General features: G+C 65.5%; 22 protein-coding genes. 14 read left to right on the top strand and 8 right to left on the bottom strand.

Annotated features, from left to right (window positions below; all coding sequences use genetic code 11):
• From DMR_RS11750 to DMR_RS11720, 7 genes are all read right to left on the bottom strand, one after another.
• A complete protein-coding gene (locus DMR_RS11750; protein ID WP_015861128.1) occupies positions 1-1,143 on the bottom strand; it encodes a radical SAM protein in 1,143 nt (380 codons plus the stop codon).
• 60 nt (positions 1,144-1,203) lie between these two features.
• Positions 1,204-1,923: a PIG-L deacetylase family protein gene (locus DMR_RS11745; protein ID WP_015861127.1), complete on the bottom strand. Its 720-nt coding sequence runs from the start codon at positions 1,921-1,923 to the stop codon at positions 1,204-1,206.
• Between the two features lie 18 nt (positions 1,924-1,941).
• A complete protein-coding gene (gene pseF, locus DMR_RS11740) occupies positions 1,942-2,679 on the bottom strand; it encodes a pseudaminic acid cytidylyltransferase (protein WP_015861126.1) in 738 nt (245 codons plus the stop codon).
• Between the two features lie 51 nt (positions 2,680-2,730).
• Positions 2,731-3,648 (bottom strand): DMT family transporter, encoded by a 918-nt coding sequence (locus tag DMR_RS11735; protein ID WP_015861125.1) that lies wholly within the window; start codon positions 3,646-3,648, stop codon positions 2,731-2,733.
• A 196-nt stretch (positions 3,649-3,844) separates the two neighbouring features.
• The gene (locus tag DMR_RS11730) at positions 3,845-4,471 is read right to left on the bottom strand and encodes a class I SAM-dependent methyltransferase (RefSeq protein ID WP_015861124.1); all 627 of its coding nucleotides are present in this window, start codon (positions 4,469-4,471) and stop codon (positions 3,845-3,847) included.
• Complete coding sequence (locus tag DMR_RS11725; RefSeq protein ID WP_015861123.1) at positions 4,468-5,241, bottom strand: M48 family metallopeptidase; 774 nt, start codon at positions 5,239-5,241, stop codon at positions 4,468-4,470. The genes DMR_RS11730 and DMR_RS11725 overlap by 4 nt, the downstream gene beginning before the upstream one ends.
• Positions 5,242-5,254: 13 nt before the next feature.
• Positions 5,255-6,931, bottom strand: a complete 1,677-nt coding sequence (locus DMR_RS11720) for a putative transporter (protein ID WP_015861122.1) — start codon at positions 6,929-6,931, stop codon at positions 5,255-5,257.
• Positions 6,932-7,156: 225 nt separating this feature from the next.
• Between DMR_RS11720 and DMR_RS11715 the strand changes: the two genes are divergently transcribed.
• The 12 genes from DMR_RS11715 (at position 7,157) to DMR_RS11655 (ending at position 20,568) form a co-directional block, all read left to right on the top strand.
• Positions 7,157-8,041 (top strand): formate dehydrogenase accessory protein FdhE, encoded by an 885-nt coding sequence (locus DMR_RS11715; RefSeq protein ID WP_043600576.1) that lies wholly within the window; start codon positions 7,157-7,159, stop codon positions 8,039-8,041.
• A complete protein-coding gene (locus tag DMR_RS11710) occupies positions 8,041-8,754 on the top strand; it encodes a formate dehydrogenase accessory sulfurtransferase FdhD (protein WP_015861120.1) in 714 nt (237 codons plus the stop codon). The genes DMR_RS11715 and DMR_RS11710 overlap by 1 nt, the downstream gene beginning before the upstream one ends.
• Entirely contained in the window at positions 8,751-9,362 is a 612-nt protein-coding gene (locus tag DMR_RS11705; protein WP_015861119.1) for a molybdenum cofactor guanylyltransferase, read from the top strand. The genes DMR_RS11710 and DMR_RS11705 overlap by 4 nt, the downstream gene beginning before the upstream one ends.
• Positions 9,359-10,366 (top strand): GTP 3',8-cyclase MoaA, encoded by a 1,008-nt coding sequence (moaA, locus tag DMR_RS11700; RefSeq protein ID WP_015861118.1) that lies wholly within the window; start codon positions 9,359-9,361, stop codon positions 10,364-10,366. Before DMR_RS11705 ends, moaA begins: the two co-directional genes overlap by 4 nt.
• Positions 10,367-10,450: 84 nt before the next feature.
• The gene (locus DMR_RS11695) at positions 10,451-11,311 is read left to right on the top strand and encodes a transposase (RefSeq protein WP_015861117.1); all 861 of its coding nucleotides are present in this window, start codon (positions 10,451-10,453) and stop codon (positions 11,309-11,311) included.
• Positions 11,312-11,487: 176 nt separating this feature from the next.
• The gene (gene fdnG, locus DMR_RS11685; RefSeq protein WP_081429610.1) at positions 11,488-14,526 is read left to right on the top strand and encodes a formate dehydrogenase-N subunit alpha; all 3,039 of its coding nucleotides are present in this window, start codon (positions 11,488-11,490) and stop codon (positions 14,524-14,526) included.
• A gap of 14 nt (positions 14,527-14,540) precedes the next feature.
• Positions 14,541-15,263, top strand: a complete 723-nt coding sequence (locus DMR_RS11680) for a 4Fe-4S dicluster domain-containing protein (protein ID WP_015861114.1) — start codon at positions 14,541-14,543, stop codon at positions 15,261-15,263.
• A gap of 212 nt (positions 15,264-15,475) precedes the next feature.
• Positions 15,476-16,795 (top strand): ABC transporter substrate-binding protein, encoded by a 1,320-nt coding sequence (locus DMR_RS11675; protein ID WP_015861113.1) that lies wholly within the window; start codon positions 15,476-15,478, stop codon positions 16,793-16,795.
• 4 nt (positions 16,796-16,799) lie between these two features.
• The gene (locus DMR_RS11670; protein ID WP_015861112.1) at positions 16,800-18,800 is read left to right on the top strand and encodes an ATP-binding protein; all 2,001 of its coding nucleotides are present in this window, start codon (positions 16,800-16,802) and stop codon (positions 18,798-18,800) included.
• 54 nt (positions 18,801-18,854) lie between these two features.
• The gene (locus DMR_RS11665) at positions 18,855-19,583 is read left to right on the top strand and encodes an STAS domain-containing protein (protein ID WP_015861111.1); all 729 of its coding nucleotides are present in this window, start codon (positions 18,855-18,857) and stop codon (positions 19,581-19,583) included.
• 320 nt (positions 19,584-19,903) lie between these two features.
• Complete coding sequence (locus DMR_RS11660; RefSeq protein WP_015861110.1) at positions 19,904-20,221, top strand: hypothetical protein; 318 nt, start codon at positions 19,904-19,906, stop codon at positions 20,219-20,221.
• A gap of 38 nt (positions 20,222-20,259) precedes the next feature.
• On the top strand, positions 20,260-20,568 hold the full coding sequence (locus tag DMR_RS11655; protein WP_015861109.1) for a hypothetical protein: 309 nt from the start codon (positions 20,260-20,262) through the stop codon (positions 20,566-20,568).
• Here DMR_RS11655 and DMR_RS11650 read toward each other — a convergent pair.
• The gene (locus DMR_RS11650) at positions 20,543-21,040 is read right to left on the bottom strand and encodes a pyridoxamine 5'-phosphate oxidase family protein (protein WP_015861108.1); all 498 of its coding nucleotides are present in this window, start codon (positions 21,038-21,040) and stop codon (positions 20,543-20,545) included. The genes DMR_RS11655 and DMR_RS11650 overlap by 26 nt on opposite strands.
• Before the next feature lie 82 nt (positions 21,041-21,122).
• Here DMR_RS11650 and ispG point away from each other — a divergent pair, with 82 nt between their 5' ends.
• Both ispG and DMR_RS11640 read left to right on the top strand, forming a co-directional pair.
• Complete coding sequence (gene ispG, locus DMR_RS11645; RefSeq protein ID WP_015861107.1) at positions 21,123-22,226, top strand: flavodoxin-dependent (E)-4-hydroxy-3-methylbut-2-enyl-diphosphate synthase; 1,104 nt, start codon at positions 21,123-21,125, stop codon at positions 22,224-22,226.
• Positions 22,217-23,944: a proline--tRNA ligase gene (locus DMR_RS11640; RefSeq protein ID WP_015861106.1), complete on the top strand. Its 1,728-nt coding sequence runs from the start codon at positions 22,217-22,219 to the stop codon at positions 23,942-23,944. The genes ispG and DMR_RS11640 overlap by 10 nt, the downstream gene beginning before the upstream one ends.
• The last annotated feature ends 424 nt before the right edge of the window (positions 23,945-24,368 follow it).

The raw sequence follows: 24,368 nt of genomic DNA, 5'->3' as shown, positions 1-24,368 counted from the left end.
TTACATCCCCGAGAGCGCGCCAGAGGCCTCTGACGCAGCTCGACGCAGATTTTCCATTTTCTCAGGCGCATAAGACGCACAGCCTGCCAGTTGGCTGACGATCAGCCCGTAGGTGACAGGAAAACTGCCGTCGAGATAGCCGCGCACGTCGTGGCCTGTCGCCTGGCTCCAGACATTGCAGTCCTGGCAGTTGTACCCAATGGCTTTGAAAAAATCGATGTCCTGGTAATAAAGCGCCTTGCGCAAAGCAACGGCTGCGGGGGAGTTCACGATCTCACGCAGTGGTTGTTGCTTGATGTCGCCAATGACGTACTTGCTGGAAAAATCGTGCACGCAGGGGTTGACCGTGCCGTCGGCATTGACCTTCACGGCTTTCCAGGGATTTGAACACAGCTTCCAGGGCTCCTCCCCTGTCCGGGCCAGATGGGCCGTGCCGGAGTCGGTCTGCAGGGACAGCAGGGGGGCTTCAAAATAATTGTCCACCGGCAGCCTTTCCCAATACGCACGGGATGTCTCCCGCACGGAGCGGACGGCGTCGGTGAGCACCGAAGCGATGCTGACAAAGATGCCTTTGCGAAATTCCCGGCGCTCCATGTCCAGGAACCGGAGAATCTTGGACAAGGTCGCCTCGTAGCTGCATCCGCCCCTGGGGGAGTTGTAGCTGGCGTTGAAAACGTCGCGGTCTACCGCGTCAAAGGAAATCTGGACTTGATGCGGCCCGGCTTCGATAAGGGCGCGGGATAGTTTTGCCGTCAGCCGGGTGCCGTTGGTGATGATGCCGACCAGGAGCCCCTTTTGGCGGGCGTGGGCGATCATGGCCGGGGTGTCCGGGTTGAGCAGGGGTTCGCCATTGCCGGTGCATTGCAGAAAGGCCCCGGCGGCAATGTCGTCCACGGCGCGTTTGAAGTCATCCAAAGTCAGCGAGGCGGATTGGCGCGTCATGTTTGGCCTGGCGCAATACACGCAGCGTTTGTTGCAGCGGTTCGTCGGCTCCACGAACACCCGGACCGGCAGATTTTTCAGGGTGAAAAAAGCGTCTGCGGGTTTTTCCCCGCGTTCCCAGGCCGAGGCCACGTCCGCCAAGGCCACGTAGGCTTTCCCGTAATATTGCATGGCTGCCTGGATTTTCGCCTTGTCAATCATGGGCTCTCCCGGCTGGAAGCGATGGAAGCCCCCACCCTGGGGGAGTCGTGCGTGGCGTCGTTAGGTGACATGGACGGTTCTGAGCAGCTGGAATGCTTCAGCAAAATGGATGCCAACCGAGCTGCCGCGTACGCCGGCCAACTGGCGCACCGCCTCGGGGGAGCGGGGGTGGGGGTAGACGCCCAATTCCGAGGCATAGCATTGCAGGGCGGCGATCTTGCGGTCCAGGGTGGCGGTCGCGTCCACGAACACATTGGGGGCGAACAGGCGGTGGGGAGCACCCAAGGTCCGTTCCGTGGAGGAGAGCACCTCGTAGCTGTACAAGTGGCGCGGATAAAACTCCCCGGGATTGGCCCGACAGGCCATGAGCGTGGCTTCGTGCACGCGGCCGTGGTCCCAGTTGTAGTCGCCGAAGTGATGAGTAAACACGATGCCCGGCCGAAGGTCGGCCACAAGTTGTTTCAAGCTCTGGGCCAAGTCCATAAGCGGCACCGTGTCCAGTCGGTTGTCGGGAAAATCCAAAAAAGTTTGGGAGGCGACTTCCAGCACGGCTCCTGCACGGCCTGCATCGGCTTTGAGCGCGGCCACCTCGCGCGCGACGGCTTCGCTGGCAATCTCGGCGGCATCATGCCGTGCGGCGGCGCCGGTGGCCGCGAAGACCACATGCACATCCTGGCCCGACGCGGTCAGGCGGGCTATCGTGGCCCCGCACCCAAGCGTTTCGTCATCAGGATGGGCGGCGATGACCAAAACGGAGTCCCTTGCATCATGTGCGAACATGGCGTCCCCCGGGCTTTGTTACCAAACCGCTATCTCTCCCATGGCGACAAGGGTTCTGTACAGGCATTCGGCCAACGTCCAATCCTCGGGCGTATCGATGTCCGCAACGAGATGGCGCGGCAATCGCACCACGGAAGAACCGGAGTCGAACAGCGACAGGCGGGCAAACGCCTCGGGCGAGCCCCAATAGAATTGGGCTGCGTCGTGGTAGGCTTCCTCCAGATCCTGGGTCCGGGTCGGCATGAACTCCGGATACCATGCCGAAACCCTGCCCTGGGCATCAAGCCGCAAGGCCCGCTGGACCGCCGCAGGAAACGTCGTGACGGAGAAGACAAAGGGACAGTGTCGCTCTTTAAGAATTTCAAAGCCTTTAGTGATATAAAGGGGCGTGGCCAGGGGGGCCGTGGCATATAAGCAGCAGACATGAGCCACGGCTGTTCCCTGCTGCAGAAACCACTCGGCGGCATGAGCCGCCACGGCGTTGGTGCCGGCAAAATCGTCGGCCAGTCCGGCCGGCCGGAGAAAGGGGGTTTCGCCACCCCACTGCCGGGCCACTGCGGCAATTTCCTCGTCGTCCGTGGACACCACGATATGGTCGAAAAGGCCGGTCGCCCGGGCCGTGGCGATGGAATAGGCGAGGATGGGCTTGCCGCAAAACGGTTTGATGTTTTTGCGAGGAATGCGTTTGCTGCCACCCCTGGCGGGAATGACCGCGATAGTGTTGCCTCGGCGAGTCTGGCTGCAGACATCCGTCATGGCGTGTTTCCTTGTTCGCTCGGCGGCAGGGTTCTTAAGGGCAATCCCGGTCTACACGGTTTTCCCGGGCCGTACGGACAGCAAGCGCACGTCCAGGGTGGCCAGCAGGATGCCCGAGACGATGAGCGCCCCGCCCAGCACGTGGGCAGCGGTTACGGCCTCGCCAAGCAGCCAGACCGACTCCACGGCCGTCACCACCGGCAGGAAATAATAGACGATGCCGGCCAGCACCGGTCCGATGGAGCCGATGGCCTTGGTCCACAGGGTGTAGGCGGCAAAGGAACAGCCGATGCCGGCGTAGGCCACGCCGGAGAGAACGCGTAGGTTCCAGGACGTGGTCGGTCCGGCGGCGGCCTCCACGGCCAGGGCCGGCAGCATGAGGACGAGTCCCCAGGCGAAGGTGGCGGCGTTGAAGCCTTCTACGGAGATGCCGGCCGGACGCTTGCGTACGAAAAGCGAATACAGGGCGAAACAGGCCGCTCCGGCCAAGGCCCAGAGATCGCCGGGCAGAAAGCGCAGGGAGGCGATATGGCTCCAGTCGCCGCGCGAGACCAGCTCTAAAACCCCCACCAGCACGATGGCCACGCCCCCCAGGCGGCGCGGGGTCAGCGGTTCGCCATAGACGATGCGTGACAGAATGATGATCATGACCGGGGCGGTGGGCACGAGCAAGGCCATGTTGAGGCTTTCGGTGGTCTGCCCGGCCTTGTAGACGAAGGCGTTGAGCAACGAGACGCCGACCAAGCCCATGGCGGCCAGATAGCGCCAGTGGCGTTTCATGGCCGGCCAGTCGGCCCGCAGCTTGGGCCAGGCAAAGGGCAGGATGCAGGCAAGCGCCAAAAGCCAGCGCCAGAAATTGAGCTGCACCGGCGGGATTTCCTGGGCGATGCCCCGGGCGACGACGAAATTGCCCGCCCACAGCACGGTGGCGGACAGGGCAGCGAGATAGCCGAGGAAACGGATGTTCAAGACAGTTGTTCCTTATACGTCAGGGGCGTGCCCTTGGGCCATGGTCAGGCGAGGGACATGGCCCAAGGGCCGCGACGGTTCCAGGCCGCTAGGGGAGCGCTTGGCTTTGAAACGCAAGTAGTAATCCGCAGCATGCGACATGTGTTAACGGGACCGGGCCTGACCGGCAAGAGGATGGGCGGCATTCGGACCGCGCTCAGCCCTCCTTGCGAGCCAGCCAGACGGTGTGGCCGCCGCAGTGAGGGTCTTCGACGACATGATCCTCGACGGCGAAACCGTGCCCGGCCAGGAGCCGGCGGTATTCGTCGGGCGACAGGCTGCAATGCCGGAAGGCGACGCCGTCCATAACGCCTACGGCCTCGCCATGATGGGGGCCGCTGGTAAACAGCAGCGTTCCGCCCGGCCGGAGGTGGGCGCTAAAGACCGGAAACATGGCCCGCTGGTCGTCGTGGGACAGATGGAAAAAACTGTCCCAGGCCAGGACCGCGCCGAAGCTCCGGCCAAGGTCCAGGCCGCGCATGTCGCCAACGATCCAGTCCATGGCCGGGAAACGCTCGCGGCAGGCGGCGATCATGGCCGGCGCGCCATCGATGCCGGTCACCGTGTGTCCGGCGCGCAGGCAATAGCCGGCCAGGGGTTCGCCCATGCCGCAGCCGAGGTCGAGGACGGTTTCGCCCGGGGCGAGCATGGCGAGCATGGTCCGCAGCCAGGCCGCTTCCATGGGCGGATCGGTCGCCGAGCGGGTGGCCATAAACCAGGGCGCGATGCGCTGGTAGGCGGCGCAAATTGCCGTCGGCGGGGCGGGCAGATCGGGCGGGATCATGACTTCCCCGGGGCTTGGCCTTGGCTCATGGCCTCGATGTCCTTGCGGATGCGGGCCACGCGCTTTTCGTCCGTGGGGTGGGTGGAGAGAAAGGCAAGCACGGGCTTTGCCCCGCCGGCCCGGCGCATCCCTTCCCAAAAGGTCACGGCGGCCTGGGGATCGTAGCCGGCCTTGGCCATGAGCGCCAGACCGATGGCGTCGGCTTCGTATTCGTGCTTGCGGCTGTAGGGGAGCATGAGCCCGAGGTTGGCCCCGTAGCCCCAGACCCGGCCGGCGATGTCGGCGATGCGCGGGTCCTCGTCGCCAAGGGCGAGCTGGAGCAGCGCCCCGCCCAGGCGTGCACCCATTTCCAGGGTGGCCCGTTCCGCGCCGTGGCGGGCCAGGGCATGGGCCACTTCGTGGGCCATGACCACGGCCAGCTCGTCCTCGCTTTTGACCTGCTTTAAAAGCCCGCTGTAGACGAAGATCTTGCCGCCGGGCAGGCAGAAGGCGTTCATGGCCCGGTCGTTGTCAATGACGTGGAATTCCCAGTCATAGTCCGGCTGGCCGGACACGGCGGCGATGCGCCGGCCCACGCGTTTCACCAGTTCCTGGGCGGCCGGATCACGCAACAGCGGCTCGGTGCGCAGGATTTGCCGGGCGGCGTTGTAGCCCATGGTCCGTTCCTGGGACTCCGAAATAAGCACGAACTGCTTGCGCTCGGTGACCGGCACGCGGTCGCAGGCGGCAAGGCAGGAGCAAAGGAGCAGGGCGCACACAAGGCGGAGCATGGCGTATCCTCCGTCAGCCGGGAAAAAGGGTCAGGACGAGCAGCTGGCCGGTGACGATGCGCAGGATCATGGCCAGGGGATAGACCGTGGCGTAGACCGAGGCCGGGGCGTCGCCGCCAAGCATCTGGGAGGCGAAGGCCAGGGCCGGCGGGTCGGTCATGGCCCCGGCCAAGAGGCCGCAGGACGAGGCGTAGTTGCACTTGAGAAGCATCCGGCCGAAAACGCCGGCGGCTAAAAGCGGCACAAACGTGATGGCCGCGCCGGCCGCCAGCCAGACCAAGCCCTGGCCGGACCCCACGGCGGCCACGAACCGGCTGCCGGCGGCCAGGCCCACGCAGGACAAAAACAGGCAGATGCCGATCTCGCGCAACAGCAGGTTGGCGCTTTGTGGCAGATACCAGACCAGCCCGCCAAAGTGGTGCAGGCGCGAGAGCAGGATGGAGGCCAGAAGCGGACCGCCGGCCACGCCCAGGCGCACGCCGGTGGGCAGTCCCGGCAGCGGCACGGCAATGCCGCCCAGGACCGCCCCGGCCAGGATGCCGATGAAGATGGGCAGGACATGGGGTGTGGCCAGCTCCCGGGCGGAGTTGCCCAGGCGCGCCTCGGCAAAGGCCAGGGCCTCGGTCGTGCCCACGCAGCGCACTGTGTCGCCGAAATGCAGCCCCACGCCCGGTCCGGGCGAGAACTCCGTGCCGGCTCGGGTGACGCGGGTGACGGCCACGTCGTGGTCCGGGCCAAGGCCCAGAGCCTCCACGGTGCGGCCCACGGCGGCAGCCCGGGTGACCCGAAACGAGCGCGTTTCCACCGGCCCGGGCAGGGCGGGCAGGTCCTGGTCGCTGTCCTGGCCGATCTCCCGGCTCAGCGCCTCCAGGGCCTCGACCCGGCCCACGGCGTGGACGAGCATCCCCGGGGCCAGCACCGTATCGACGCTGACCGGGCGCACCACGCCGCCGGCCATGACCCGTGAAACCACCGCCCCGCCCTCGGCGATGGCCGGAAGTTCGGTGAGGAGGCGGCCAAAGGCGGCGGGCAGGGTCGCCTCGATGGTGCGGGAAGCCAGCGGCGGGGCATTTTCGGCCAAGAGCGTTTCCAACTGCCGTGTTTCGGCCGCCGGGTCGATGCGAAACAGGCGGCGCACGGTCAGCATGGCCAGGATGATGCCGAAGATGCCGAAGGGGTAGGCCACGGCGTAGCCGAGGCCGGCCTGGCCGACCAGGGCTTCGGCCTGGGCCGGGGCCAGCTCGGCAAAGGCCTGGGAGGCGGCGGCCAGGGACGGCGTGTTGGTGACGGCTCCGCTGTAGACGCCCACCGCCACTGGCAGGGGGAAAAGCCCGAGCAGATGGAAGACGGCGGCCAGAGCGGCCCCGAAGATAACGATGCCCCCGGCCACGAGATTGAGCCGCAGCCCCCGGCGACGCAGGGAATCGATAAACCCCGGCCCGACCTGCATGCCGATGGCGTAGACGAAAAGGATCAGGCCGAATTCGCGGACAAATTCCAGGACATGCCGATCAAGGGCCAGACCAAAGTGGCCGGCGGCAAGACCCGTGAAAAGCACGCCTCCCACGCCCAGGCGCACCCCGGCCACGGGCAGGCGTCCCAGGGCCAAGCCGGTGGCCGCGACCAAGCCGATGACCACCACGGCCTGGAGCGCCGAAGGAGCGAGAAAGAGCTGGGTCCAAAGCGCCATGCTTCCTCCGCGAGATGGGTTGCGACCTCGGCCTTGACAGCCGGGGCCGCGCCGGGCATCGGCCATGCCGATACCAAAAACATTGGGCACAGTGCGGACGATCCAGGCCGGCGTCAAGGCCGGTTGGGGCTCCTGTCGGAGCGCCGCTTCTTGCCAAGTCCTGCCTGCGTCACCATAATGCCGCAAAGGCCCTGGCGAAAGCCCCGGGCCACCCAAGGAGACACCATGCCCTTTGATTATGATAAGGCTTCAAAAGTGCTTGAGAAAAAACTGGATTCCCTGTCGCGCAAGACCGTGTTGCCGGCTTCCCTGCTGTCCCTTGTGGCGGCGACCTCCCGGGTCCAGCTCGCGGCCCGGGCCAAGGAGGACGTGACCGTGGATCCGGCTGTCCTGGCCGATGTGGAGCGCAACCTGCGCGGCGCGCCGCGTTTGCCCCGGGACGCCTTCCCCGTGGACATGGACCGGTTCGAGGCGCTGTTGGCCGAAATTTCCGGATTGGTGCGCCAGGGCGATGGCCATCTTGCCGAGGCCCTGGCCGTGCTCGAAGCCGACCGCGCGGCCGGAACCCTTGACATGGCCAAGGCCGTGGGCCGGCATCTGGCCGGCGACGACGCCTTTTTCGCCGCTTACGGCGAGCGCACCCCCGGCGCGCCGCGCCTGCTCGCCTTTCTGGTCCAGGCCGCCCTGGCCCCGCGTCTGGCCGCCGTCGGCGAGGCGGTCATGGCCCATTTCCCCAAGGACCGCTCCTGGGCTTTTGGTCACTGTCCGGTCTGCGCCAGTCCGCCGCTTATTGGCCGGCTGGTCGGCAAGGAAGGGGCCAGGCATCTGACCTGCTCGTTTTGCCAGCTCGAATACCGGGCCAAGCGTCTCATGTGCCCGCACTGCGGCGAGGAAGACACCAAGCAGTTGGAAACCTTCACCGCCGCCGAGGAGCCGGGCTACCTCGTCAATGTCTGCCTGCGCTGCAAGAATTACATCAAGACCGTCGATTTTCGGGAGTTCGACCGGCCAAGCGTGCCGGTCCTGGACGACCTGGAATCCCTGACCCTGGACATGGCCGCCCGGGGCCAGGGCTACAACCGGCCGGTGCTGTCGGCCTGGGGGTTTTGATGGAACTGCCGGAGCTCACCCGCGCCGTCCCCTGCCGCCGCTACCGGGACGGCTCTTTCACTGACATCCTCGACGACGTGGCCACCGAGATCCGGGTCACCCTGGACCTTGACGGCGTGGGGCGAAAAACGCTCTACGCCGCGCCCCTTGATCCCGAGGCGCTGGTTCTGGGCCATGCTGCCCTGGACATGCTCGGGCCGGGCGAGATCCCGGTGGTGACCGACGCCCAGGGCTTGAGCTTTTCCCTGAAAGCCGTCCCGGACGGCCGGCCGGCTCCTGATCCGACCCGGCCGGGAAAGCTCCCGGCGGCCGAACTATTGGCCCTGGTGCGGCGATTTATCGCCGAGCCGGGGCTGTGGGACGGCACGGGCTGTTTTCACCGGGCCGCGCTCTACGATCCCCTGGCCGGAAATTTTATCGCCCGGGCCGAGGACATCGGCCGCCACAACTGTCTGGACCGGTTGGCCGGGCAGGGCCTGCGCCAGGGACTTTGCCTGCCGGAGCTGATCCTGTTCCTGTCCTGCCGGGTGACGGCCAGCATGATGCAGAAAGCCTTGCGGGCCGGGCTGCACATGGTGGTCAGCCGCTCGGCCGTGACCGGAGCGGCCCTTGGCGCGGCCAAGGACGCCGGCGTCACCCTGGTCGGCTTTGCCCGGGACGCGGAGGAGCGTTTCACCGTCTTTACCGACGCCGCCGGCCGGGTGGGGGCGTGAAGGCGGGCGGGGAACTGCCGCTCGGCGTGGTGCTGGCCGGGGGCCTGAGCAGCCGCATGGGCCGGGACAAGGCCTGGCTCACCTTTTTTGGCCAGCCGCTGCTGCGCCGCGTGGCCGAGGTGCTGGCCGCGGTCACGGGGGAGATCATGGTTTCCGGGCGCGATCCCGCCCCGTTCGGCTTTGCCTGCCCCTGGCTCCCCGACGAAACGCCGCGCCTGGGGCCGGCCGGCGGGGTCATGACCATCCTGGCCGCGGCCACCCGACCGTGCCTGGTCGTTTCCTGCGACCTGCCGTTTCTGGAACCAGAAACCCTGGTCCGTCTGGTTGCGGCCTGGCGCGATCGGCCGGAAACGGCCCTTATGACCACCTACCGCATCGTCGAGACCGGCTTCGTGGAGTCGCTGGTGGCCATCTACGATCCGGCCGGGCTGCCGCTGTTGCGGGAGAACCTGGAGCAGGGCCAGCGCCGGCTCTCGGCCATCTTTCCCGAACCCCTGCGTCGCCATCTGGACTACAGCCGCGACGATCCGGCCGTGGCCCGGGCCTTTTTCAACGTCAATTCGCCGCCGGACCTCATCCGGGCACGCGGCATGGAGGAGGGGGCATGACCGGCACATCGGGCAAGGCCCTTCGCGACGGGCGCGGCCGCGCCGTCAGTTATCTGCGCCTTTCCGTCACCGACCGCTGCAACCTGGCCTGCATGTACTGCCGGCCCAAGGAAAGCTTCACGTTCATTGGCCACGACAAGATCCTGCGCTACGAGGAGATGCTCGACCTTGTGGGCCTGGCCCGGGACATGGGCATCGTCAAGCTGCGCCTGACCGGCGGCGAACCCTTTGCCCGGCGCGACTTCATGAGTTTCGTCGCCTCCATCCGGGAGCGCTACCCGGAAATGGATCTGCGCATCACCACCAACGCCACGCTGCTGGCCGGCCGCCCGGCCATGCTGGCCAAGCTCGGGGTCAGCGCCGTCAACATTTCCCTGGACAGCCTGGATCAGGCCACCTTCGCCCGCATCACCGGCCACGACCGGTTGTCCGCCGTGCTCCAGGGCATCGGCGAGTGCCTGGAGGCCGGCATTCGGGTCAAGATCAACGCCGTGGCCCTACGTGGCATCAACACGGCGGAAATTCCGGCCTTTGTGGCCATGGCCGAAAAATCGCCCATCGACGTGCGTTTCATCGAGTTCATGCCGGTTGGCGACGGCAACCTCTGGCGGCCGGAGAACTATATCTCGGCCCAGGATGTGGTGGAGCTGGCCTCACGTGCGGCCGAGTTTGTCCCGGACGACAGCGACCGCGCCACCGGCGGCCCTGCCCGGATGTATCGCATCGCCGGCGGGGCCGGACGCTTTGGCGTCATTTCGCCTCTCAGCGAACATTTCTGCGACACCTGCAACCGGCTTCGCATCACGGCCGACGGCAAGCTGCGCACCTGCCTGTTTTCCACCAAGGAATACCGGCTGCGGGCCATGCTGCGCAATCCGGCTCTAGGCCTTGCCGCCGTGCGCCGGGTCATCGCCCTGGCCCTTCGCACCAAACCGCTGGGCTACGAGGTGCTCGATCCCGGCACGGCCGGCAAGACGCGCGGCATGTCGGCCATCGGCGGCTGACGCTCCCCGGGCGATACCCAAGAAAAGGCAGCGCCACATGATGACCCATCAACGGCGCGAATGCGGCACTAAGGGCGCGCGGTCATGGCCCTGGACCTGACCCGCCATCTGCGTAGCGAAGAGGGGGCGCGCAAGTTCCTGGAACGCCGGGCCTGGCCCGGCGCCCAGCCCGTCTGTCCGCGCTGCGCCGGCACCAAGGCCTATGCCCTGGCTGAGGGCCGGGTGCGCTGTGCCGGTTGCCGCTACACGTTTCATGCCCTGTCCGGCCGTTTCGCCGGACTGGCTGGGCTGACTCCGCGCCACTGGCTGCGCTTGCTCACCCTTTTCGCCGCCGAGGAGACCGCCCACGCCATGGCCGCCGCCCTGGGGCTGGCCTACAACACCGTCTACAAGGCCGCCACCGTGGCCCGGCTCTCTATTCTTGCCGCCAGCCTCGACGGCCGCGACATCCTCCGAAGCCCCCTTGGTGCGGAACTGGGCTCGGCCGCCCGGAACATGCGGCCGGCCGGCCCGGACGAACAACTTGCCGCCGTGCCCATTTTCGGCATCCTGGAGCGTGGCGGCCTGGTTTTTATCGACTACCTGCCAAACCTCGGCCCGGAAGATTTGCTCCATTTCAACCGCAACTTCTCGCTGCCCCTTTCCCGCCTGGGTTCCATCGTCTACTCCGACCGCTACTTGCGCTACGACGCCCTGGTGGCCTGCGGTTCGGATATTCTGACCCGGCATCTGGTGGAGGTCGCGGGCCGCGCCCCAGCCGTCGATCCCCGCCAGGCGGGCTTCTGGCCCTACGCCCGGGAACGCCTCATCCGGTTCCATGGGGTCACGGCGGGGAAATTTCCGCTGTATCTCAAGGAACTGGAGTTCCGCTACAACCACCGCGATCAAGACATCCTACCGATTTTGCTCGATTATATCGTCTCCTTGGTGCCAGACCTTAACTAATTAATTATTCTTTGACCCGTTTTGTTCCGCTTTCTACAGAGAAAGTGACTCTTCGCATTTATGCCTATGTTATTTTTAACTTATGCTAATTTTAGCATAACGCAACGGGTCAAAGCCCGACGCCGCAAGCCTGGCGGCGGGATTGGTGAGAACGCTTAGCGGCAAGGAGACGGACCATGGAATGGAACCGGCGAGAGTTCCTCAAAATCGCAGGCGCGACCACGGCCGTGACCGCCTTTGGCGGCCTCGGCTTCGATCTGCGCCCGGCCTACGCCGAGGGGCAGGCGGCCAAGCTCAAGTTCACTAAACAGAGCACCTCGGTGTGCTGCTACTGTTCGGTGGGCTGCGGGCTGATCTGCAGCACGGACAAGGACGGCAAGGGCAGGGTGGTCAATATCGAGGGTGATCCGGATCATCCGATCAACGAAGGCGCGCTGTGCCCCAAGGGCGCGTCCCACTACCAGCTCGGCAACAATGACCGTCGCATCCAGAAGGTGCTCTACCGCGCCCCGTACAGCGAGAACTGGGAAGAAAAATCCTGGGATTGGGCGCTGGACCGCATCGCCCGCAAGGTCAAGGAAGCCCGTGACGGCAGCTTTACGACCAAGGACGCCAAGGGCCGGGTGGTCAACCGCTGCGAAGGCATCGCCTCGGTCGGTTCCGCCGCCATGGACAATGAAGAGTGCTGGATCTACCAGGCCATGCTCCGGGCCATGGGATTAAGTTACATCGAGCATCAGGCCCGTATCTGACACAGCGCCACTGTAGCGGCTCTGGCAGAGTCGTTCGGACGCGGGGCGATGACCAATCACTGGATCGACATCGCCAATTCTGATTGCATTTTCATTATCGGCAGCAACGCCGCCGAGAACCATCCCATCTCCTTCAAGTGGGCCCTGCGGGCCAAGGACAAGGGCGCGACCATCATCCACGTGGACCCGCGCTACACCCGCACTTCCCAGCATGCCGACGTGTTCGCCCGGTTGCGCTCGGGTTCGGATATCCCGTTTTTCGGGGGTCTTATCCGGTACATCCTGGCCAATAACCTGTATTTCAAAGATTACGTCGTCAACTACACCAATGCGTCGTTTATCGTGGGCGACAAGTACGACTTCAAGGACGGACTTTTTAGCGGTTATGACGCCGAAAAGCGGGCCTACGACAAGTCGAGCTGGAGCTTTGTCCGTGACGACGCCGGCCAGATCAAGAAAGATCCGACGCTGAACAACCCGCGTTGCGTCTTCCAGATCCTTAAAGCCCACTACGACCGTTACGACATGAAGTCAGTCTCGGCCATCACCGGTACACCGGTGGCCGATCTGCAAAAGGTCTATCAGACCTACGCCGCCACCGGTAAGCCCGAGAAGTCCGGAACCATGCTCTACGCCATGGGCCAGACCCAGCATACCGTGGGCGTGCAGAACATCCGGGCCATGTCCATCATCCAGTTGCTGTTGGGCAACATGGGCGTGGCCGGCGGCGGCATCAACGCCCTGCGCGGCGAAGCCAACGTCCAGGGTTCCACCGACCAGGGCCTGCTCTTCCATATTCTGCCCGGCTACATCCCCACCCCCTCGGCGGCGATGCAGACCCTGGCCGAGTACAACGAGAAGAACACCCCGGTGACCAAGGACCCGCAAAGCGCCAACTGGTGGGGCAACCGGCCCAAATACATGGCGAGCTTTATCAAGTCCATGTACCCCGAGCAGGATCTCGACACCGGCTACACCTATCTGCCCAAGCTCGAACCGGGCAAGGACTACTCATGGCTGTCGCTTTTCGACGCCATGCTCGGCGGCGCTTTCAAGGGCTTTTTCGCTTGGGGCCAGAATCCGGCCGCCAGCACCGCCAACGCCAACAAGACCCGCGAGGCCATGACCAAGCTCGACTGGATGGTCACGGTCAACATGTTCGAGACGGAAACCGGCTCTTTCTGGAAGGGCCCGGGCATGGACCCCAAGAAGGTCAAGACCGAGGTCTTCTATCTGCCCTGCGCCGTGTCCTTTGAAAAGGAAGGCTCCATCTCCAACTCCGGCCGCTGGATGCAGTGGCGCTATCCGGCCCAGGCCCCCTTGGGCGACTCCAAGCCTGACGGCGACATCATCTACGAACTCTTCGAGAAGATTCGCGGGCTGTACGCCAAGGAAGGCGGCGCCTATCCCGATCCCATCAAGAACCTCAACTGGGACGTGGCCACCAACCACATCTTCGATCCGCACAAAGTCGCCAAGCGCATCAACGGCTACTTCCTCAAGGAAAAGACCCTGAAGGTGGGCGACGCGGACAAGACCTTCAAGCCCGGCGATCCGGTGCCGGCCTTTGCCCTGCTGCAGACCGACGGCTCCACCTGCTCGGGCACCTGGGTCTATTGCGGTTCCTACACCGACAAGAACATGGCCGCCCGCCGCGACAAGACGCAGACCGCCATGCAGGCCAAGATCGGCCTGTTCCCGGGCTGGACCTGGGCCTGGCCGGTCAACCGTCGGGTGCTCTACAACCGCGCCTCGGTAGACCCCCAGGGCAAGCCCTACCAGCCGGAAAAGGCGGTCATCGCCTGGGAAGACGGCAAGTGGGTGGGCGACGTGCCCGACGGTCCCTGGCCGCCCATGGCCGATCAGAAAAACGGCAAGTCGCCGTTTATCATGACCACCGAGGGCATGGGCCTCATCTTCGGCCCGGGCCGCAACGACGGACCGCTGCCCGAACACTACGAGCCCCTGGAATGTCCGGTCGGCGAGAACCCGTTCTCCAAGCAGCTGCACAACCCCACGGCGCTCAAGTTCACCGGCCCCACCGAAGTGCACGCTTCCTGCGACCCGCGCTTCCCGTTCGTGTGCTCCACCTACCGGGTCACCGAGCACTGGCAGACCGGCGTCATGACCCGCAACTCCCCCTGGCTGCTTGAAGCCGAACCGCAGATGTTCTGCGAGATGAGCCCCGAGCTGGCCAAGATGCGCGGCATCAAAAACGGCGAGAAGGTGATCCTCGAAAGCACTCGCGGTTCGCTGTGGGCCAAGGCCATCGTCACTGAGCGCATCACGCCTTTCACCGTGCTCGGCCAGACCATCCACCAGGTGGGCATCCCCTGGCACTACGGCTGGACCTGGCCCAAGCAGGGCGGCGACTCGGCCAACATCCTGTGTCCCTCGGTCGGCGACCCCAATACGGGCATCCCCGAGACCAAGGCCTTCATGGTCAACGTGCGCAAGGCCTAGGGAGGACCGACGCCATGACTGGAAAGAGCTTCTTTGTCGACCTGTCGCGCTGCACCGGCTGTCGGGGCTGCCAGATCGCCTGCAAGCAGTGGAAGAACAAACCCGTGGAACCCACGGAAAACACCGGCTCCCATCAGAATCCGCCGGATCTGTCCTGGCAGACGCTCAAAGTGCTGCGGTTTTCCGAGAAAACCATTGACGGCAAGTTCCAGTGGCTGTTTTTCCCGGACCAGTGCCGCCACTGCCTGGACGCGCCGTGCAAGATGGTGGGCGACTCCGAAGTGCCCGACGCCATCGTCCAGGACCCCCAGACCGGGGCCGTGGTCTTCACGGAAAAGTGCAAGGGGTTGTCCGCCGGCGGCGTGCGTGAGGCCTGTCCTTACGACATTCCCCGGGTCGATCCGGCCACCAAGCTCATGTACAAGTGCGACCTGTGCAACGACCGCATTCATGCCGGCCTGCTGCCCTCGTGCGTGCAGACCTGTCCCACCGGGACCATGAACTTCGGCGATCGCGACGAAATGCTGGCCCTGGCCAAGGACCGTCTGGCCAAACTCAAACCCAAGTTCCCCAAGGCCGAACTGGTGGACGCCGATTCGGTGCGGGTCATCTTCCTGACCCCGTTCCCGCCCAGCGCCTACTATAAATACGTCCAGTTCGGAGACGCCGGCCCACGGCCCCTGAGCCGCAAGGCCTTCCTGGCCAAGGTCATGCGCCCGCTTCGGGCCTTCGGTTAGGTTCCCGCAACCGTCCGCTTCGGGAGGCCGCTGCCACGGCCTCCCGGATGCGGCGGATTGTCCGCGCCGGACCTGTCCGGGCAGGGAAGGGGTGATACCGCCTTCAGTTGCCCGACCCCGTCCTGACGCTTCGGGAAAATCAACTTGGCCCCTGGCCAGGGGGAGGCCCTCCCCAGTTGACCAACCCCGCCCCCTGTCTGCTATCAACCACCATGCGCAGCCCGTTTTTTTTTGTCTGGCCAAGGCGCTTGCGGATTGCGGCTCTCGTTGTCGCTGCCGTGTTCCTGGCCGGTTGTTCGGGGCCGTCCTCGCCCGACGCCGGGTCGGCAGCATCGCCGGGCGTTACCGGCAACACCGTGGTCGTGGGTTGTTCCCTGCCGCTCACCGGACACGCCAGCTACCTCGGCAAGCAGACCCTCTACGGCGCGCTGGCCTATTTAAACGCCGTCAACGAGGGCGGCGGCGTGGCCGGCCGGACCATCAAGCTCATCACTCTGGATGACGGCTACGATCCACCGCGCTGCGTGGCCAACACCCAGCAGCTCATAGTCGAGGACCAGGTCTTTTGCCTTTTTAGCTACGTGGGCACGCCCACCACCGCCAAGATCATTCCGCTTTTGGAGGAAGCCCGGGTGCCCCTGGTCGGCAGCTTCACCGGCGCCGACCTCCTGCGCTTCCCCTTCCGCCGCTACATCGTCAACATCCGCGCCTCCTACTACCAGGAAACCGCCGCCGCCGTGGAGCATCTCGTCCAGGATCTGGGCCTGGAGCGGGTGGGTGTGTTCTACCAGTACGACGCCTACGGCTTTGACGGCCTCAAGGGCACGGAGATGGCGCTCAAGGACCGGGGGTTGGCTCCGGTGGCGCGCGGTTCCTACATCCGGGGCTCCATGGACGTGGAGGAGGGCGTGGGCCGCATCCTGGAGGCCAAGCCCCAGGCCATCGTCATGATCGGGGCCTACGGTCCCTGCGCCAAGGCCATCAAGCTGGCCCGGGCCAGGGGCTACAAAGGGCTTTTCTACGCCGTGTCCTTTGTGGGGGCCGACGAAATCGCCCGCATCCTCGGTCCCGGCGACGACACGCCGCTGGTCATGTCCCAGGTCGTGCCGCCCCCGGATCTGCCCGAGGCCACTTCGCTTTTAACGGGCGTCATGGACTACGCGCGCCTGCTCGCCCGCTCCTTCCCCGACGAGCGGCCAAATGTTGTCGGCCTGGAGGGCTTCATCAACGCCCGGGTGCTGGTCGAGGGCTTGCGGCGCTGCGGCCGGGAACTCACCCGGGAGCGCTTCCTTGACGCCATCGAATCCATCCAGGACTTTTCCGTGGGCATCGCCAGTCCCGTCAGCTACGGCAGGGATCGCCGCCAGGGCCTGGACCGGGTCTATTTCACCCGCTTTGACCGGGGCCGTTTCCACATGGTCACGGACTGGGCCGGCATCAAGGACGCCCTGGAAGCCGGGCGCGCCGTCAAGGTCGTCCCCAACGAGCAGGACGGGCGCGAGGCCGCCCCGTCTCCGGCTTCGGGCGGCTGATCCCATGCCGTTTTTGCCCCAGCGCGTCAGCCTCAAGCTCAAGATGTTCGGCGGCACCATGGCCGTGGTGCTCCTGGTCAGCGCCGTCATCGCCATATTGGCCCGTTGGATCCTGGTCACCAGCCTCAACCGGGAACTCGAACAGCGCGGCGTGGCCATTGGCCAGAGCATCGCCGAACGGGCCAGCGGATTCATCCTCGACAAGGACCGGCCAAACCTCGTCAGTCTGGTCTTTGACGCCGCCCAGCTCGGCGAACGCAAAGTCCTCGTCTCGTATATCTTTATCAGCGACAATGACGGCCGCATCCTGGCCAACACCTTCATACGTCCCTTTCCGGCCGACCTGCGCGGCATCAATCCCCTGCCCGAAAACAAGGATTACAGCATCGACCTGGTCGATTTCGACCGGTCCCAGGCCATCGACATCGCCGTGCCCGTGCGCGAGGGCATCTACACTCTGGGCGCGGTCCATGTGGGCCTGTCCAAGAGCCACATTGACTCCCTGGTCGGCAAGCTGCGCACCACATTTCTGGGCTTCATCACGGCCGTCACTGTGGTCATGTTTCTCATCGTCCTGCGCCTGTCCAACGCCGTGGCCCGGCCGCTGTCGCGCCTGACCCAGGCCGCCGACGCCATTAGCCGGGGAAGCCTCGACGCTCCCGAGGCCATGCTGGGGCTTTCCGACGACGCCATCAAGCACTGCCAGGCCTACGCCGACACCGACCTGCCTTGCTGGCACTTCGACCAGAACCGGGGCGAGGGCGAGCCGACCAGCCAGGCCGCCTCGCGCACCTGCCGGGAGTGCCGGTTCTACCGCAAGGAGGGCGGCGGCGACGAGGTGGCCCAGCTCGCCGAGTCCTTCAGCAACATGATCTGGAGCATCCGGCTCTACCGCCGCCGGCTGCGCGAGTCCGAGGAAAAATACCGTTCGCTTTTCGACAGCAACCCCGACCCGGTCTTCGTGGTCGAGGCGGCCACCGGCCGCATCCTCGACGCCAACTCCCAGGCCGAGGCCGTCTACGGCTACGGCCGCAAGGAACTGGTGGGCCGGGGATTGGCCGAACTTGAACCCGACGCCGACGGCGGGGTGGCCGCCTATCTGGCCGACCGCGACGCGCCCGAGCGGGTGCTGTTTCCCAAGCTGCGCCATGTGCGCAAGGACGGCGAACCGCTCTACGTCAACGTCCACGCTTGCCGTATCGCCTACCGAGCCCGGGACGCGGTCATCGTCTCGGCCACCGACATCACCGAGCTGGTGGAAAAAGACGCCCAGCTCATTCAGGCCAGCAAAATGAAGACCCTTGGCGAAATGTCCGCCGGCATCGCCCATGAGCTCAACCAGCCCTTAAACGCCATCAAGATGGGCAGCGACTATCTCAAAATGGTGGCCGAGACCGGCGGCCTGCCGTCCCCCGTCGCCCTGGCCGCCGTCACCGGGCAGGTCAGCGAACAGGTGGACCGGGCCGCCGCCATCATCGGCCATCTGCGCGATTTCGGGCGCAAATCCGAGCCCAAGCTCGAGTATGTGGACATCAACGAACCCATCAAGGGCGTTTTCACCATCATCGGCCACGAACTGGCCCTGCAAGGCATTGAGGTGGTCCTGCGTCTGGCCGCCGTCGCGCCCATCAAGGCCCATGCCAACCGCCTGGAGCAGGTGTTTTTCAACCTCGTGGTCAACGCCCGCGACGCCATGACCGGCATCAGCTGCCCAGCCGAACGGCCGCGTCGGCTGACCATCGTCTCGGAAAGCCGCGACGGCCTGGTCGACGTCTCCGTGGCCGACACCGGCTGCGGCATCCCCGAGGCTGCCCGGCGCAAAATTTTTGAACCCTTTTTCACCACCAAACAGACCGGCCAGGGCATGGGACTGGGCCTGGCCATCACCTACGGCATCGTCCGGGATTACGGCGGCGAGATCGAGGTGGAAAGCGCCCCGGAAAAGGGCAGCGTTTTCCGGCTCACCTTCCCCGTGGCCCGCGACAGGGGCGAGCGCGGCCCTTGACGCCGTGCCCGCCAGCCCGCACAACGCCTCTAGCGAGAGTCTTTTGGAGTTTCCATGCGCACCATCCTGGTCATCGATGACGAACGGCCCACCCTGCAGATGTTCGAACTCTATCTTGGAGCCTACGGCTACAAAACCCTGACCGCCGCCAGCGGCGAGGAGGGACTGGCCGTATTTGACGCCCAGACCCCGCCCATCGTGCTCACCGACATCAAGATGCCCGGCATGGACGGCCTGCAAGTGCTGGAGGCGATCAAGGCCCGGCGGCCCGAAACCGAGGTCATCGTCATTACCGGCCACGGCGACACCGACCTGGCCCTGGCCGCTCTGGGGCTTCGGGCCACGGATTTTATCGACAAACCCATCCGTCGCGAGACCCTGGAAGCCGCCCTTGGCCGGGCCAACGGCCGCTTGGACATGGCCGAGGCCGCCGGTAGTGGCGGCGACGTGGCTGCCGCCTGTGAAGAGACCGTTGGCGTCATCCATATCCGAGGCAGTCTCTGCGGCGAAAGCGAACCCTATCTGACCAAGGCCTTTCGGGAACTCGACGACGCCGTGGGGGTGCTTTTCGACTTCACGCCCAACGCCTCGATCAACGGCGCTGGTCTGGACGTTCTGGCCAGCGTGGCCGAGACCTGCCGGGCCTCGGGCCGCCCTGCCGCCGTGTATGGGTTGGCCGAAAACTTCGTGCGCATTCTCGACCGCCTGGGCATCACCGACAAGGCCCCGCGTTTTACCGACCGGGGCGAGGCCTTGGCCTATCTGGCCAAAACGACTTCGTGACGCGTCCCCAGGGCAACTGATCAGCATCCGATGGAAAAGCAGGGCGTTTTATCTGTTTCCAGGGAATCCCCAGGCGCATTTCGAGGATGTGACGCAAACCTTTGCTATTGACCCGAAACGGCCTGAGGGGGGAACCCCGGCTGATATTGTTTTGCCGATGAGGCGGCCGGGAATGTTAGGAGCCTCGTCCAGACGTTGACGTGAGGCGGCGAGGCCGCCAGACAACGGTTATCCAGGCATGGCAGGCGGGCGCGAACAGGCGTTTACAGGCCGGCGCGCCGCCCGTATACTGCCGGCCACCGATAAGGAGGCAGGGCGGCGTGCGACACCCTGGAGACGCACTCGGCCGGGGCTGCCTGCTGGTCAGCCTGACGGCGCTTTGGGCCATGCTCGCCATGCGGCTCTATGTCGTGTGGCGCGACGGGATGTGGCTGGCCTGGCCCATGGGCGACGTGCTGCCCGACGCCCTGGTGCGACGGTTATTCACTTTGCCGGACGGGGGGCCGCGAGACGCCCTGGTCTGGCTCCTGCGCCAGGACGCCCTATACTGGGTCGCGGCCGCCTGCCTCGTGCTGTGGCTCATTGCCGCCCCGGGCCGGTCCGCGCCCGGCGGCGATGACGACGAATTATCCCGGTAACGACCGATTACCGACGTCGCGTCAAGGAGGTTTGATTGATGCGCGCGTTTTTGCTGCTGCTTCTGCTTATGGCTTGCGCCGCTTCCGCCCTGGCCGCCGAGACTGTGTCCCTGACCGGACGGGTGACGGGCGTGAAGCAATATCCCCAAAAGGAAACCATCTGCCTGGCCTTTGAAGCAAAGGACAAAAAAACCTATCTCATCTGCGACGACGTGACTTCCAAGGACGTCATCGAGAAGCTTTTCGACCTGGGCAAGAAAGATGCCGACTGCCGTATCGACGGCACGGTGGCCAAAAAAGCCGACGAGGTCTATCTCAACATCACCGGCGTGGGGCAGGGGGGATAGGGCCGCTGTCCTGTCCCGCAGCCTCTGTTGCGGACGCCTCGTCGAGGCTGGTCAAATAGGCGGCATCGGTCGGACCTGTCAGGAGCAGATAGGACGTGACCTGCAGCCTAATGAGGGCGATTTCCGGTCGCGCCAACAGGCCGGCCAGATGCGGGTGGCGACGGCCCAAGACATCGAACCCGGCCTGACGCTGGGCCTCGGTTCCCGGCTCGTGGCGGCCGGCCAGGGTCAGGGCGCGTACGCTTCCCCGGTCCAGGGCCGTTTCCCGGTCGTCGACAAGCAGCGAAATCCTGGGGTCCGCAAGCATATTGCGCCACTTGCGTGTGTCGGGCAAAGTGGCCATGACCAAGCTCGACGGGCTTTCGACGGCAAAGGCCATAAGCGAGGTCAGCGGCCCTGCGGGGCCGGCGGTGGCCAAAACGCCCAGGGAGGCGTCGGCCAGCAGTTGCCGGATGGCGGCTGCGGCGTTCATGTCTGGTAAGCTCCTTGACTCATGCGGCTGCCGGGGCGACATGTCCCGCCAAACCCGGATCAACTCTTAACCCAAACTCCCCATGCAAGAAACCCTGCCTCTTTCGCCGCGTCGCCGGACCCGAACCGTGCGCATCGGCGCGGTCGGCGTTGGCGGTGACAATCCCGTGCGCGTCCAGAGCATGACCAACACCGACACCCGGGACGTGGACGCCACCCTGGCCCAAATCCAGGCCTTGACCGAGGCCGGCTGTGAGATCGTGCGCCTGGCCGTCCTCGACGAGGCCGCCGCCCAGGCCCTTGCCGCCATCCGCGCCGCCACCAACGTCCCGCTTGTGGCCGACATCCATTTCGACCACCGCCTGGCCGTGGCCGCCCTGGAAGCCGGGGTGGACGCGCTTCGCATCAATCCCGGCAACATCGGCTCCGAGGCCGCCGTGGATACGGTGGTGGCCGCGGCCAAGGCCCACGGCGCGCCCATCCGCATCGGCGTCAACTCCGGCTCCGTGGCCAAGCATCTGCTCAAGAAATACGGCGGCCCGACCGCCCAGGCCATGGTGGAAAGCGCCCTGGAGCACATCGCCCTGCTCGAAGCCCGGGATTTTCACGACATCAAGGTGTCGCTCAAGTCCTCCTCGGTGTTGCGCACCATCGCCGCCTACCGCCTGCTCGCCGCCAAGGTCGATTATCCGCTGCACATCGGCGTCACCGAGGCCGGAACCCCCATGCGCGGGGCGGTCAAGTCCGCCGTGGGCCTGGGCGTGCTTCTGGCCGAAGGCATCGGCGACACCCTGCGCGTGTCGCTGACCGGCGACCCGGTGACGGAAATCGGCGTGGCCTACGAAATCCTGCGCTCCCTGGAACTGCGCGCGCGCGGCCCGGAAATCATCTCCTGCCCGACTTGCGGGCGCACCGAGATCGACCTGGTCGGCCTGGCCGAGGCCGTGGAGGAGCGCTTGCGCGGCGTGCCCGAAATATTCACCGTCGCCGTCATGGGCTGCGTGGTCAACGGCCCGGGCGAGGCCCGCGAGGCTGACATCGGCATCGCCGGCGGGCGCGACTGCGGCATCATCTTCCGCAAGGGCGAGATCCTCGGCAAGGTGCGCGGCGCGGACAAGCTTATTCCCGCCTTCATGGACGAACTGGAACGCTTCATTACCGAAAAAAAGGAATCCCCATGCGACTGAGCCGCTACTACGCCCCCACGTTGAAAGAAACCCCGGCCGAGGCCGAGGTCATCAGCCACAAGCTGCTGCTGCGCGCCGGCATGATCCGCAAACTCACGGCCGGCATCTACACCTATCTTCCCCTGGGGCTTAAGGCGCTCAACAACGTCGCCAAGATCGTGCGCGAGGAAATGGACCGGGCCGGGGCGCTGGAAATCCTCATGCCCGCCGTGCAGCCGGCCGATCTCTGGAAGGAGTCCGGCCGCTGGGACTTCTACGGCCGGGAACTGCTGCGCTTCGTTGACCGCCACGACCGGGAATCGTGCCTGGGACCCACCCACGAGGAAGTCGTCACCGACCTCGTGCGCCATGAGATCCGCTCCTACCGCCAGCTGCCGGTCAATCTTTACCAGATACAGACCAAGTTCCGCGACGAGATCCGCCCCCGCTTCGGCCTCATGCGCGGCCGTGAGTTCGTCATGAAGGACGCCTACTCCTTCGACAAGGACGACTCCGGGGCCGACGCCAGCTACTGGGGCATGTACGAAGCCTACGCCCGCATCTTCAAGCGTCTGGGCCTCAAGTTCCGGGCCGTGGCCGCCGACTCCGGGGCTATTGGCGGCTCGTTCTCCCATGAATTCATGGTCCTGGCCGACACCGGCGAGGACACCATCGTGGCCTGCCCGGCCTGCGACTACGGGGCCAACGTCGAAAAGGCCGAAGCCATTTGTCCGCCGGCCGGCGACCTCGCCCCTTGCCCCGCCGCCGAGAAGATCGCCACTCCGGGCCAGCACACGGTCGAGGAATTGGCCGCCTTCCTGAAGGTCCCGGTCGCTTCCGTCATCAAGACGCTGCTCTACGTGGCCGACGGCAAGACCGTGGCCGCGCTGGTGCGCGGCGACCGCGAACTCAACGAAGTGAAATTCAAAAACCTCCTGGACGCCAAGGAAGACCTCCGCCTGGCCACCCCCGAGGAAGTCACGGCCGCCACCGGCGCGCCCGTGGGCTTTGCCGGCCCCGTCGGCCTGTCCCTGCCCGTCTACGCCGACCGGGAGTTGGCCCTGGCAAACGACTGGGTGGTCGGAGCCAACGCCGCCGACGCCCACCTGCTCCACGTGGATCTCGGCCGCGACGCCAACGTCGTTTCCTACACCGACCTGCGCGAGGTCGCCCCGGGCGATCCCTGCCCCAAGTGCGGCGCGCTGCTCGATTTCACCAAGGGCATTGAGGTCGGCCACGTCTTCAAGCTGGGCCTGAAATACTCCAAGGCCCTGAACGCCACCTTCCTGGACGAAGCCGGCAAGGAACAGTTCATGATCATGGGTTGCTACGGCATCGGCGTGTCGCGCATCGTGGCCTCGGCCATCGAACAGAACCACGACGACGGCGGCATCGTCTTCCCGCCTACCATCGCCCCCTTCGAAGCCGCGCTCATCAATTTGAGCCCCAAGGACGAAACCGCCTGCGCCAAGGCCGACGAAATCTACGCCGCCCTGACCGCCGCCGGCATCGAGACGCTCCTCGACGACCGCGACGAACGCCCGGGCGTCAAGTTCAAGGATGCCGACCTCATGGGACACCCCATCCAGCTGACGCTCGGCGGCAAGGGACTGGCCCGGGGCATCGTCGAGACCAAGGACCGCCGCACCGGCGAGAAGGGCGAACTGCCCCTGGAAGGCTTTTTCGAAGCGTTTGCTGCCTGGCGCGCCGGCGTGCGTGAAGGCTGGGGGCTGGAGTAGGGGCGTCGAGAGAGTAGAGAGAAGGGGGAAGAGGGACGCGAAGGCGAAGACTGGGGCGTTGCCCCAGACCCCGCCGGGGGGATGATCCCCCCGGACCCCTGCGATAGGGTTGTCAGGCGCATGGGCAGGCGGACGGCGGCGGCTGGGTTGCGCGGGTGGCGCTGCCGCGCGAAGATGGGGTCGGGATTTTGGCCGGGAATCTCGGCGCGGGAACGCCGTTATTCCCGGCCAAAATCCCGACCCCAACCGGCCCTCGGCCCCTAAGCGGGGCCGAATGCTTGGAGCCTGAGCGACAAGACAGCTTTATCGCAGCTTGACCGGCTATTACGGATATCTGCCGAGCAAGCGGATTGAGACAACGCTGTCGATGCACGGCCTATTTACCCATTAAAAGTTTTTGGGGAGGGTGGGGGTCTGGGGGAGG

The sequence above is a fragment of the Solidesulfovibrio magneticus RS-1 genome, assembly GCF_000010665.1.
GTDB lineage: Bacteria > Desulfobacterota > Desulfovibrionia > Desulfovibrionales > Desulfovibrionaceae > Solidesulfovibrio > Solidesulfovibrio magneticus.
The sequence above is the reverse complement of the archived record's forward strand: the minus strand, read 5'-3'. Positions and strand labels throughout refer to the sequence as shown.